The sequence below is a fragment of the Pseudomonas sp. McL0111 genome, assembly GCF_052567255.1.
In genome coordinates this window covers 4,089,721-4,102,225 of sequence record NZ_CP199585.1, presented here as the reverse complement: position 1 = coordinate 4,102,225, position 12,505 = coordinate 4,089,721, and the positions used below count along the sequence as shown (strand labels likewise).

Sequence of the window (12,505 nt, the reverse complement as noted above, 5' to 3'; positions counted from 1 at the left end):
GTTATCGTTCATCGCTGGCAAGCCAGCTCCCACAGGTTTTGTGTCAGTACGGAACAACTGTGTTCACCATCGCTCACTGTGGGAGCTGGCTTGCCAGCGATGGCGCCAGTGCAATCAACACATCATCAGAGACCAGACTTGAGCCGGCTGAACGCCCGAATCAAAGCCCGGTTGAACGCCTTGCCATTGTCATTCTTGCTATACAACGAAGCCCGCACCTCAGTCGACGGATACGTCCCCGGATCATTGCGAATCGACGCATCAACCAGTCCATCCGCCGCCGTAATCGCGTTGGCGTAATGAATGGTGTCGGTGATCGGCGCAATCACCTCCGGCGTCATCAAATAATCCATCAGCGCCAGCCCCGCCTGCGCATGCGGCGCGTCCTTGGGAATGACCATGGCGTCGAACCAGATCAACGTGCCCTCTTTCGGTATCCGGTAACTCAGCTTGAACGGCTTGTTCGCCGCCTCAGCCTGTCCCGCCGCAATCGCGACGTTGCCGTTCCATGACATCGCCACGCAGGTGTTGCCGTTGGCCAGATCGCTGATGTTCAGGTCGTTATCGAAGTAGCGGATGTATGGACGAATCTTCGCCAGTTGCTGCTCGGCCAGTTTCAAGTCATCGAGGTTCTGGCGGTTGATGTCCAGACCCATGTACTTCATCACCGCCGCAAATACTTCGTTCGGATCGTTGAGCAGACTCACCCCGCAATCAGCGAATTTCGACACCACCGCCGGATCGAACAGCATCGCCCAGCTATCCCTCGGCGCGTCCGGCAAGCGCTGCTTGATCGCCTCTTCCTGATAGCCTACGCCGGTGGTGCCCCAGGCATAGATTCCCGCGTAGCGATTACCCGGATCGAACACCGCCATATGCTGACGGAACTCCTCACCCACGCCGGCAAAGTGCGGCACCCGCGCCTTGTCCAGCGGCTGGATCGCCCCGCTCTCGATCGCCCGGGACAGATGCTGGCCGGCGGTCAGCACCAGGTCATAACCGCTGCGTCCGGTGAGCAGTTTGGTCTCGACGGTTTCCAGCGAATCAAAGTGATCGGCGACCACATGAATCCCGGTTTGCGCTTCGAAATTTTTCAGCGTATCCGGGGCCAGGTACTCGCCCCAGATGTACAGATTCACCACCGGTTTTTCGCTGTCGGCGGCCTGCACACACAAGGGTGCAAGCACCAGCAATAACGCTTGAGTCAGTTTGTGCAGGCCCATGCTCAGGCTCCGTTCTTGTGGTTAGGAGTGCCGGCGTATTGCGGCATGGTGATGCAGGCGACGTTACCGCCGCCAAGGAGGATTTCCCGGGAGTTTTCGATGCCGACGATTTTGTGCTGCGGGAACAGTTCGGCCAGGGTCGCCAAGGCGACTTGATCCTGACGATCACCGAATAACGGCACGACAATCGAACTGTTGCCGGCGTAGTAGTTGATATACGACGCGCAGATTTTGGTCCCGGACTGACGGGTGTGGGTGCTGTCCTGCTGGTCGAGGCCTTCGGCTTCTTCAGCCGTCCATTCGAGCACGTCCGGTTGCGGCAGTTTGTGCACGATCAGCTCGCGACCACGGCTGTCGCGGGTGCTGCGCAGAATGTCGTAGGCCTCCTGATAGATTTCCCATTGCGGGTCATCGCGGTTGTCGGTCCATTGCAACACCACTTCACCGGGACGCACGAAGCACGCGAGGTCATCGACATGGCCGTCGGTTTCATCGAACTTGCAGCCGCGAGGCAGCCAGATCACCTGTTCGGCGCCGAGGTAATCGGTAAGACGACGGGTGACTTCGTCCTTGCCCAGATGCTGGTTGCGATTGCGGTTGAGCAGGCATTGCTCGGTGGTGAGGATGCTGCCCTGACCATCACTCTGGATGCCACCGAGTTCGGCAATCAACGGTGCGCGATAGCGGTCGAAGCGTTCAATTTCGAGGATTTTGCTGGCGATCTGGTCGTCCTTGTCCCACGGATAATACAAACCGCCATCGAGGCCGCCGTAGGCATTGAATTCGAAGTCGACGCCGCGTACCTCGCCGCTCTGATCGTTGACCACAAAGCACGGCCCGCTGTCGCGAAACCAGGTGTCGTTGCAGGTCATTTCCACCACTCGTACTTGCGGCGGCAACTGGCGCCGAGCGGTGGCGAATTGTGCAGCGGAGGCGCAAACGGTGACCGGTTCGCTCTGCGAGATGGCGGTAACGATCTGCACCCAGACCTTCTGCGCAGGCTTGGCGCCGTTGCGCCAGACGTCAGTGCGCTCCGGCCAGCCGAGCCAGCAACCGGACTTGGTTTCGAATTCGCCGGGCAGACGAAAGCCGTCCTGTTTCGGCGTGGTGTTGAGTGAGCGTGCCATGGTCAAACCTCGTTGTTCGGGAGGGGAATGACCACAGGCTACGGTCGCGGGCCGCCGCCCCGCCAACGATGATTATTTCGGAACAGTTGAATTAAACTCATCAATCGGCCAGCTGATCGTTGAACCATTCGAGCATTTGCGCTACTGCCGGACGCTCCAGCCGCAAGCGTTCGCAGACCAGCGCGTATTGCCCGAGCGCAGTCATGCTGGAGGTGAACGGGCGCACCAATCGGCCGCTCTGCAAGTCTTCCTGTGCGGTGAGATTGTCGCCCATCGCCACACCCTGCCCTTGCGCTGCGGCCTCCAGTGCCAGCCCGGCGTGGGCGAAATACAACTGCCGTTCGGGACGTTGATCGCCGGCATGACTGGTCAGCCATGCGGTCCAGGTCTTGCCGTCCTGATCGTCGTGCAGCAGGCAATGCCGGGCCAGATCTTTCGGGGTTTTCAAGGTGCCTTGGTTGAACAGGCCGGGGCTGCACACCGGGAAAAATTGCAGCGCTGGCAACGGTCGGACGAAGTACGCCGAGCTGTCCACCGGGCCGGTGCCGTAAGTGATCGCCAGATCGATGTCTTCCCCCGGCCCGGTGGCGTCGATCGGTTGCTCGTAAAGGTGCAAGGTGATGTGCGGATAACGTGCGTAGAAATCGGTGAGGCGGCTCATCAGCCACTTCTGCGCGAGTTCTGCGGTGACGGCCAGGCGTAACACCGCCAGCGAGGATGGATCGCGTAGTTCATCGCAGGCGTCGCCGATCAGTTCGAACGCTTGTTGCAGGCTTTGCATCAGGCGTCCGGCGGCGATGGTCGGGCGAATCTGCCGACCTTCGCGGATGAACAGCGAGACGCCGAGTTGTTCTTCGAGCTGACGAATCTGGTGACTGACGGCGCTGTCGGTGACACACAGTTCGGCTGCCGCACGACCGAAATGCGCGTGGCGGGCGGCGCACTCGAAGGTTCGGAGGGCGGCCAGTGAAGGTAGTCGGCGCATGGGTTTTGATCCCGGTTTTTAGATGGCCATGCTGACCGGGCTATTCGTGGGCGTCCAGTGCAACCGCGTTATCGTTCTTCGCTGGCAAGCCAGCTCCCACAGGATCAGCGCTGACCCAAGTATCTGTGTTCACCACCGCACACTGTGGGAGCTGGCTTGCCAGCGATAGCGTCTGCACATTCACTGCAAATCTTCTAGGCTGAACCAGACCATTCCAGCAAACCGGAGGCCCCCATGCACCTGGAAGGCTCTTGCCATTGCGGCGCAGTGACATTCTCCCTGACCAGCGCCCACCCCTATCCATATCAATGCTGCTACTGCTCGATCTGCCGCAAGACCCAGGGCGGTAGCGGTTACGCGATCAACCTCGGCGGCGATGCCAGCAGCCTGAAAGTGAAAGGTCGCAAGCACATCAGTATCTATCACGCGAAGATGAAGGATGAAGGCGAAAAACGCGCCCACCGCAGCACTGCCGAGCGACATTTCTGCGCGCAGTGCGGCAGTGGTTTGTGGCTGTTCAGCCCGGAATGGCCCGAACTGATCCACCCGTTCGCCTCGGCCATCGACACCCCGCTGCCGGTGCCGCCGGAACACACACACCTGATGCTCGGCTCAAAAGCTCCGTGGGTCGAAGTCGAGGCCAAACCGAAGGACAAGCAGTTCGAGGTCTACCCCGAAGAGTCCATCGCCCAATGGCATGAGCGCCTCGGTTTGACTCGCTGATCACGTTCACAGTCTTTGACAGTTTCCCGACAAAGCTGCCAAAGATTGCTGGCTACCACCCGCCTAGCATGGGCGCATCCAAATTCCCCTCGGGTGTCCCATGCCGGTTTCGTTACGCACGTTCTCGCTTTCTCTGACTTCCCTTTGCCTGCTGCTGCCGGGCGATTCGTTGCGCGCCGAAGACTGGCAAACGACCTTGCGTGCTGGTGCGGCCAGCACGCCGCGCTACAGCGGTAGCGACGAACGGGTTTTGGCGCCACTGGTGGGTGTCGAAATCGTCAGCCCTTACGGGTTCTTTCTCGACAGCAGTCGGGGTCTGGGCTGGGGCTTTGACGAGGACGATTTCGGTCTCAGCGTCTACGTCGGCGCCAGCGATGTGCGCAAGGATCGCAAGACCGGCTACAAAGGTTCGGACGATCTCAAGGGTATGGGTTCGATCAAGTCTCGACCGGTGATCGGGCTGGATGGTCGCTATCACATGGGGCCGATTGTTCTGGAGGCGAACTTCGAGCATGCGCTGGAAAAGGATGATGATGACCACGACACCGGCTCAGCGTGGAATCGCCTGAAACTCAGCCTCAATATGCCGCTGTATGAGGGGCGTTACGGCAAGGTGATTGGTGGGTTGAACAGCCAGTTTGGTGATGGCGACTATCTGCGCACCTGGTATGGCGTGAGCGCGGCACAAGCGGCGCGCAGCCGGTTTGGGGCGTACAAGGCCCATGGCGGGTTGATCAGTCGCGGAGCGGATCTGACCTGGACGATGCCGATTGATGAGCAGTGGAGTGTTTCGACGGTGCTGGCGGTGCAGTATCTGAACCATGAGGCGGCGGACAGTCCGGTTGTCGAGCGGCGGTTGCAGACTTCGTTGGCTGGGCAGGTGGTTTATACCTTCTGAGTTTGCGATGTGTCTGATGGCCTCATCGCTGGCAAGCCAGCTCCCACAGGGATTTGTGGTGTAGCCACTGAACCTGTGGGAGCTGGCTTGCCAGCGATGGGGTCGGGACAGGCAACATCACTCAATCCAGATGCGCCCAGGTCATGCGAAACGATGCCCCACCCCAATCAGACTCGCCCACCTCGACCTGCCCGCCATGCGACTGCGACACCCGTCGCACCAACGCCAGCCCCAGCCCGAAGCCACCGGTACGCCGATCACGGCTGGCATCCAGTCGCGAGAACGGTTCGAAGATCTTCTCCCGTCCATCCACCGGCACACCCGGCCCGTCATCGTTAACCCGCACTTCGTAATAATCGCCAGTGCGCACCAGGGTCACCTCGACCCGTTGCTCGGCATAACGAATCGCGTTGCGCAACAAGTTGATCACCGCCCGTGCCATGAAGCGTGGCTCGATGCGCACGGTTTCGAGTAGGCATTCACCGATCAGCAACTGCACTCCCGCTGCTTCCGCCTCCAGCGCCACACTGCCGACCACGCTGTCGAGCCAATTGGTCGCCTGGATATTCTCGCGTTTGATCACCGTCGCGCCGCGTTCAAGGCTGGCGTAGGTGAGCAGTTCGGAAACCATTTCTTCCAGCTCGCCAAGGTCGGCGTACATGTCGGCGATCAACTCGCGATTCAGGCTGGCATCCGGTTGCTGCTTGAGTTGATCAAGCTCAAATGACAGCCGCGCAATCGGCGTGCGTAGTTCGTGGGATACGGCGTTGGTCAGCTCGCGCTGATTGGCGATCAGGCTCTCGATCCGCGCCGCCATCAGGTTGAAGTGCCCGGCCAGATCACGAATGTTCGAGCGCTTGGACAACTGGATGCGCACTGCCAGATCGTTATCGCCAAAGCGCTCGGCCGCCAGCCGCAGTTTCTCCAGATCGCGCCAGTGCGGGCGTACCCAGAAGAACAGGACTATGCCGATCAGCACCGCGAGCATCATGTAGGCCGCGGTGATGTAGAACGGCATCAGGCTCGGCTCGGGCGGCAGCTTGATGCTGAGTAACTGGCTGCCACCGTCGATATTGCTGATGAACTGGGTGTAGTTGTCGCGGATCACCAGCAGGTTCTGCGCCAGCTCGGATTTTTCCTCGGCAGTCAGCGCCAGTTGATCGGCCTCGACCAGTTTTAGCGACAAACCATAATGCGGGCGCAGGGCTTCCAGTTGCTGCTCGCGCGCCTCGCCATGTTGTTCGCGCATGTGCTCAACCAGCGACCACGCCTGCCCGCGCACAGCTTCACGGTTGTAAGCCTGCATCTGGTTGTCGAGCAAGGCGTTGAAGGTGTGTTCGACCGTCTGCAATGCCAGCACCAGGCCGATCGTCATCACCAGAAACAGCCCGAAAAATAACCGCAGCATCTACAACTCCCAGGCAAACGGATTGAACAGGTAACCCTTGCCCCACACGGTCTTGATGCACACCGGTTCGCGGGGGTTGTCCTTGAGTTTGTTGCGCAACTTGCTGATGTACACATCGACGCTGCGGTTGAGGCCATCGAAGGCAATGCCGCGCATGCGATTGAGGATGTCATCGCGGGACAGGGTTTTGCCCGCCGCGCTGGCCAGCAACCACAGCAGTTCGAACTCCATGGTGGTCATTTCAATGATCTCGCCCGCCAGCCGCACCTCGCGGCAACTGCGATCGATGTTCAAACGGCCGAACTCCAGCGAACTGACCACGCCATTTTCCGGCACCTGACGGCGTTGTAGCGCACGCAATCGAGCCAGCAGCACCGGCGGTTTGATTGGTTTGATCACGTAATCGTCGGCACCGGATTCCAGGCCGAGAATATGGTCGAGGTCGTCTTCCTTGGCGGTGAGGATGACAATCGGCGTGTCCGACACGCTGCGAATCTCCCGGCAAACGTGCAGACCGCTCTGCCCCGGCAGCATCAGGTCGAGTACCACCACTTTGGGCTTGAATTCAAGGAACGCGGCCACGGCCAGATCACCGCGATGCACCGTGTGCACCTCGTAGCCATGCTGTTCAAGAAAGTGTGCGATCAACGCCGCGAGGCGCTCATCGTCCTCCACCAGAAGGACTTTGCCAAAACCCAGGTTATCCATAACGACCGTCTGCCAACCCATGTGTGAAGTGGGCGACATTATGGCGGCATTGCCGGTGCGACGTTTGCTTCACGCAGCAAAAACCGGCCACTGGGGCCGGTTTCTGGTGATGTTTCATACTCTTAAGAGTTTTTCACAATCTCAGGCAGGTACGCCGCTGTGGAAGCGGAATTCCTCGTCCGGTGATTCGATCAGTTCCTGCTCGGCAGCTCGCACTCGCTCGATCACCTGCGCGATGTCTTTCGCGTCGCCGTATTGGTAGGCCAGCTTCAGGTAACCCTGATAGTGCCGCGCCTCGCTTTTCAGCAGGCCGAAATAGAATTTGCCGAGTTCTTCGTCCAGATGCGGCACCAGCGCTTCGAAGCGCTCGCAACTGCGTGCTTCGATGAACGCGCCGACCACCAGCGTATCGACCAGTTTCACCGGCTCATGGCTGCGCACCACTTTGCGCAGGCTCGATGCGTAACGGCCGGCATGCAGCTGACGCAGCTCGATCTTGCGCCGTTTCATCAGGCGCATCACTTGTTCGTGGTGCACCAGTTCTTCCCGGGCCAGACGCGACATCATGTTGATCAGATCGGCGTGGGAATGGTACTTGGCAATCAGGCTCAACGCGGTGCTGGCGGCCTTGAACTCGCAGTTCTTGTGGTCGATCAGCATGGTTTCCTGATCGGCCAATGCAGCCTGAACCCAGGCATCGGGCGTGCGGCAACCAAGGAATTCGTGGATTTCGGGAAAGATCATGAGGCTCACGGCTAAAAAGGTGTTCGAGCGAAGGGCGCCGATTATACCGGCCTGCCCGCAGACCACCAGTCGCCATCGTTGATATGCATCAAGTCGCAGGCTGACAGGCAGCAACTATAGTTGTGCAACGCCGTGCCTTTTCTTTGCTGGAGACTCCGCTCATGCAAGCCATTCGCAGCATTCTGGTGGTCATCGAACCCGAACATTCGGAAAGCCTGGCGCTCAAGCGCGCCAAGCTGATCGCTGGCGTGACCCAGGCCCATCTGCACCTGCTGGTGTGCGACAGGAAGCACGACCACGCCGGGATGCTCGGCGTACTCAAAGCCGCGCTGGTGGCGGACGGTTACAGCGTCACTACCGAACAGGCGTGGAACGAGAGCCTGCACGAAACCATCATCGACGTGCAGCAGGCCGAAGGGTGCGGGCTGGTGATCAAACAGCATTTCCCCGACAGTCCACTGAAAAAAGCCCTGCTGACCCCGGCCGACTGGAAACTCCTGCGCCACTGCCCTACCCCGGTGCTGCTGGTGAAAACCTGCACGCCGTGGAAAGACCGAGTGATTCTCGCCGCTGTCGATGTCGGCAATGCCGACGACGAGCACCGGCATCTGCACACGACGATCATCGACCACGGCTTTGACATCGCCAGTCTGGCCAAGGGGCATTTGCATGTAATCGCCGCACATCCGTCGCCGATGCTGTCGGCGGCTGACCCGACGTTTCAGCTCAAGGAAACCATTGAGGCGCGATATCGCGACCAGTGCCGGGCATTTCAGGCCGAGTTCGATGTCGATGACGAACATCTGCACATCGAGGAAGGGCCGGCGGATGTGTTGATTCCGTTCATGGCGCACAAACTTCAGGCGGCGGTGACGGTGATTGGCACCGTGGCGCGCACCGGGTTGTCAGGGGCGTTGATCGGCAATACCGCCGAAGTGGTGCTCGACTCGCTGGAAAGTGACGTGCTGGTGCTCAAGCCGCAGGAGGTTGAGGATCATCTGGTGGAGTTGGCGGTGAAGCACTGAAATTGCGGTGTTTTTAAGATAGCCATCGCTGGCAAGCCAGGCTCCCACAGGTATTGCAATATCTTCGACATCACACCGAACCTGTGGGAGCTGGCTTGCCAGCGATGCTTTCAGGCGCCGAAGGCGTCCTTGAGGAATCCGGGGGCGATATAGCGCTGGTAGTGCGCTTCCGACAGCAGGAAAAATTCCCGATCAATGGCATCGCGCAATTCCGGCAGATTCCAGTCGCGAAACTCCGGCAGCAACACCATCCCGTAGGCATCCAGATTAATGATCACCCGTGCACCCCGGGCGATCAGTTGGTACGCCCAGCAATATTCCGACTGATGCGGCACAAAGCGGATCTTGCGCTGTTCCAGCTGCTGGCGCAGGCGTACCGAGTCGAAAATCTCGACCTTGCCGGCCATCACTTGTGACAGCAATTGTTCGAGTCGCAGCCAGACCGCGCGTTTTTCTTCCTCGTTGTAACCGTTCCAGTTGATCACTTCGTGATGGAAACGCTTGCAGCCACGGCACACCAGATCACCGTAAACAGTGGAGCAGAGGCCGACGCATGGGGTCTTGATGGTCTGATTGGGCATAAAGTAGACAAAACACTGAAACGCGGAACAGGTCGGCATGTTAGCCCTTTGTCTAACATTGATCACCCCTCAAACTTGAGGGCCTAACTTACCTTTAATTTTTTTTTGCCGTAGAATCAGCCAGCCTTTTAAGGCGCCAATGTCCGTTAGAAGCTGTTTTCAAAGCGTCACGAGCACAGTCGTTCCTTCAGAGCGGTGTTGGCGAAGGGTTTTTCCAGCGGGGAAAAGCCAATCGCCAACCCTCATCAGCTCCCCGTTCTGCAGGCGTAAAACTTTGAAAGCAGCTTCTGTAAGGAATGTCCGGTAATTCTGGCCAAACGACCCACAACGTCGTGCGGCGCATGAGTACGGTCATTTCGGGATGAGCGTCCCGGACACCCATTTGGGACCACTGATGAGGGTAATAACTGTGCTTGAAGCCTACCGCAAACATATCGAAGAGCGTGCAGCCCTGGGTATCGTTCCCCAGCCGCTTAACGCCGAACAAACTGCAGGCCTGGTCGAGCTGCTGAAGAATCCTCCGGCTGGCGAAGAAGAATTCCTCGTTGACCTGATCACCAATCGCATTCCACCAGGCGTGGACGAAGCGGCTTATGTCAAAGCCGGTTTCCTCTCTGCACTGGCCAAGGGCGAAGTTTCCTCCCCTCTGCTGGACAAGAAGCGCGCTGTAGAACTGCTCGGCACCATGCAGGGCGGCTACAACATCGTGACCCTGGTTGACCTGCTCGACGACGCCGAACTGGCGCCGGTCGCTGCTGCTCAACTCAAGCACACCCTGCTGATGTTCGACGCATTCCACGACGTGGCTGAAAAAGCCAAGAACGGCAACGTTCACGCTCAAGGCGTGCTGCAGTCCTGGGCTGACGGCGAGTGGTTCAAGAACCGTCCGACCCTGGCCGACAAGATCAGCCTGCGCGTGTTCAAGGTGACTGGCGAGACCAACACCGACGACCTGTCGCCTGCTCCGGATGCCTGGTCGCGTCCAGACATCCCGCTGCACGCTCTGGCCATGCTGAAAATGGCTCGCGAAGGCATCGTTCCTGATCAGCAGGGCGCCATCGGCCCGATGAAGCAGATCGAAGAAATGCGCGGTCAAGGCTTCCCTATCGCCTACGTCGGTGACGTGGTCGGTACCGGTTCCTCGCGTAAATCCGCTACCAACTCGGTTCTGTGGTTCTTCGGCGACGACGTTCCTTACGTGCCGAACAAGCGCGCTGGCGGTTTCTGCTTCGGCAGCAAAATCGCTCCGATCTTCTACAACACCATGGAAGATGCCGGCGCACTGCCAATCGAGTTCGACGTTTCCAACATGAACATGGGCGACGTGATCGACCTGTACCCGCATGCTGGCAAAGTCTGCAAACACGGCACCGACGAAGTCCTGACCACCTTCGAAATGAAGACTCCGGTGCTGTTGGACGAAGTTCGCGCTGGCGGCCGTATTCCACTGATCATCGGCCGTGGCCTGACCGAGAAGGCTCGCGCCGAACTGGGTCTGCCTGCGTTCGACCTGTTCAAAAAGCCTGATGCACCGATCGAAAGCACCAAGGGTTACACCCTGGCGCAGAAAATGGTCGGCAAGGCTTGCGGTCTGGCAGAAGGCAAAGGCATCCGTCCTGGCACCTACTGCGAACCGAAGATGACCACCGTAGGTTCTCAGGACACCACCGGTCCTATGACCCGTGACGAACTGAAAGACCTGGCGTGCCTGGGCTTCTCCGCTGATCTGGTGATGCAGTCCTTCTGCCACACCGCGGCCTATCCAAAGCCGATCGACGTGACGACCCACCACACCCTGCCTGACTTCATCATGACCCGTGGCGGCGTTTCGCTGCGTCCGGGCGACGGCATCATCCACTCGTGGCTGAACCGCATGCTGCTGCCGGACACCGTTGGTACCGGTGGTGACTCGCACACCCGTTTCCCGATGGGCATCTCGTTCCCGGCCGGTTCCGGTCTGGTCGCGTTCGCCGCTGCCACCGGCGTTATGCCGCTGGACATGCCGGAATCGATCCTGGTGCGCTTCAAAGGCAAAATGAAACCTGGCATCACCCTGCGTGACCTGGTTCATGCCATTCCTTACTTCGCAATCCAGAATGGCCTGCTGACCGTCGAGAAGAAGGGCAAGAAAAACGCCTTCTCCGGCCGCATCCTGGAAATCGAAGGCCTGGAAGGTCTGACCCTGGAACAGGCTTTCGAACTGTCCGACGCCTCGGCCGAACGTTCGGCTGCCGGTTGCACCATCAAGCTGTCGAAAGAGTCGATCACCGAGTACCTGAACTCCAACATCACTCTGCTGCGCTGGATGATCGGCGAAGGCTACGGCGATGCGCGTACCCTTGAACGTCGTGCTCAAGCGATGGAAGCCTGGGTTGCCAACCCGGAACTGATGGAAGCCGATGCCGACGCCGAATACGCCGAAATCATCGAAATCGATCTGGCCGACATCAGCGAGCCTGTGCTCTGCGCGCCGAACGATCCGGACGACGCCCGTCTGCTGTCCAGCGTTGCTGGCGAGAAGATCGACGAAGTGTTCATCGGTTCGTGCATGACCAACATCGGTCACTTCCGCGCTGCCGGGAAACTGCTGGATCAGGTCAAGGGTCAGCTGCCAACCCGTCTGTGGCTGTCGCCGCCGACCAAGATGGACGCTCACCAACTGACCGAAGAAGGCTACTACGGCATCTACGGCAAGGCCGGCGCACGCATGGAAATGCCAGGCTGCTCGCTGTGCATGGGTAACCAGGCACGTGTAGAGCCGAACGCGACCGTGGTGTCGACTTCGACCCGTAACTTCCCGAACCGTCTGGGCGACGGCGCGAACGTCTACCTGGCTTCGGCTGAGCTGGCGTCCGTTGCTTCGATCCTGGGTCGCCTGCCGACCGTCGAGGAGTACATGGAATACGCTGGCAAGATCGACAGCATGGCGGCCGATATCTACCGCTACCTGTCCTTCGACCAGATCGCCGAGTTCCGTGAAGCTGCTGCGAACGCCAACATCCCGGTCGTTCAAGCCTAACGTTACAACGCAATGAAAAACGCCGCCCATCGTGAGATGTGCGGCGTTTTTTTATGCCTGTTCC

General features: G+C 59.3%; 11 protein-coding genes. 4 read left to right on the top strand and 7 right to left on the bottom strand.

The annotated features are described in order from the left end of the window. Positions 1-125 precede the first annotated feature (125 nt). The 3 genes from ACTWLJ_RS18875 to ACTWLJ_RS18865 form a co-directional block, all read right to left on the bottom strand. Positions 126-1,223, bottom strand: a complete 1,098-nt coding sequence (locus ACTWLJ_RS18875) for an extracellular solute-binding protein (RefSeq protein WP_445177957.1) — start codon at positions 1,221-1,223, stop codon at positions 126-128. A gap of 2 nt (positions 1,224-1,225) precedes the next feature. Further along, positions 1,226-2,350: an agmatine deiminase gene (gene aguA, locus ACTWLJ_RS18870; RefSeq protein ID WP_445177956.1), complete on the bottom strand. Its 1,125-nt coding sequence runs from the start codon at positions 2,348-2,350 to the stop codon at positions 1,226-1,228. Positions 2,351-2,450: 100 nt separating this feature from the next. Then, positions 2,451-3,335 carry a LysR substrate-binding domain-containing protein gene (locus ACTWLJ_RS18865; protein ID WP_445177955.1) on the bottom strand — a complete coding sequence of 295 codons (885 nt, stop codon included), beginning with the start codon at positions 3,333-3,335 and terminating at the stop codon, positions 2,451-2,453. 234 nt (positions 3,336-3,569) lie between these two features. Between ACTWLJ_RS18865 and ACTWLJ_RS18860 the strand changes: the two genes are divergently transcribed. Next, positions 3,570-4,058 carry a GFA family protein gene (locus ACTWLJ_RS18860; RefSeq protein WP_445177954.1) on the top strand — a complete coding sequence of 163 codons (489 nt, stop codon included), beginning with the start codon at positions 3,570-3,572 and terminating at the stop codon, positions 4,056-4,058. A gap of 100 nt (positions 4,059-4,158) precedes the next feature. Further along, positions 4,159-4,956, top strand: a complete 798-nt coding sequence (locus ACTWLJ_RS18855) for a MipA/OmpV family protein (RefSeq protein ID WP_445177953.1) — start codon at positions 4,159-4,161, stop codon at positions 4,954-4,956. A gap of 121 nt (positions 4,957-5,077) precedes the next feature. On the opposite strand, the gene ACTWLJ_RS18850 is transcribed toward ACTWLJ_RS18855, so the two are convergent. From ACTWLJ_RS18850 to ACTWLJ_RS18840, 3 genes are all read right to left on the bottom strand, one after another. After that, positions 5,078-6,364, bottom strand: coding sequence for an ATP-binding protein (locus tag ACTWLJ_RS18850; RefSeq protein WP_445177952.1), 1,287 nt, complete (start codon positions 6,362-6,364; stop codon positions 5,078-5,080). Further along, positions 6,365-7,072, bottom strand: coding sequence for a response regulator (locus ACTWLJ_RS18845; RefSeq protein ID WP_401208637.1), 708 nt, complete (start codon positions 7,070-7,072; stop codon positions 6,365-6,367). A gap of 141 nt (positions 7,073-7,213) precedes the next feature. After that, positions 7,214-7,816 carry a tRNA-(ms[2]io[6]A)-hydroxylase gene (locus ACTWLJ_RS18840; protein WP_401208635.1) on the bottom strand — a complete coding sequence of 201 codons (603 nt, stop codon included), beginning with the start codon at positions 7,814-7,816 and terminating at the stop codon, positions 7,214-7,216. A 161-nt stretch (positions 7,817-7,977) separates the two neighbouring features. Between ACTWLJ_RS18840 and ACTWLJ_RS18835 the strand changes: the two genes are divergently transcribed. After that, positions 7,978-8,841 (top strand): universal stress protein, encoded by an 864-nt coding sequence (locus ACTWLJ_RS18835; protein ID WP_445177951.1) that lies wholly within the window; start codon positions 7,978-7,980, stop codon positions 8,839-8,841. Positions 8,842-8,951: 110 nt separating this feature from the next. Here the strand turns inward: ACTWLJ_RS18835 and ACTWLJ_RS18830 are convergent, their stop codons facing one another. Next, positions 8,952-9,422: a DUF1289 domain-containing protein gene (locus ACTWLJ_RS18830; protein WP_445181372.1), complete on the bottom strand. Its 471-nt coding sequence runs from the start codon at positions 9,420-9,422 to the stop codon at positions 8,952-8,954. A 409-nt stretch (positions 9,423-9,831) separates the two neighbouring features. On the opposite strand from ACTWLJ_RS18830, the gene acnB reads away from it, so the two are divergent. Next, positions 9,832-12,441, top strand: coding sequence for a bifunctional aconitate hydratase 2/2-methylisocitrate dehydratase (gene acnB, locus ACTWLJ_RS18825; protein ID WP_445181371.1), 2,610 nt, complete (start codon positions 9,832-9,834; stop codon positions 12,439-12,441). Positions 12,442-12,505 lie beyond the last annotated feature (64 nt).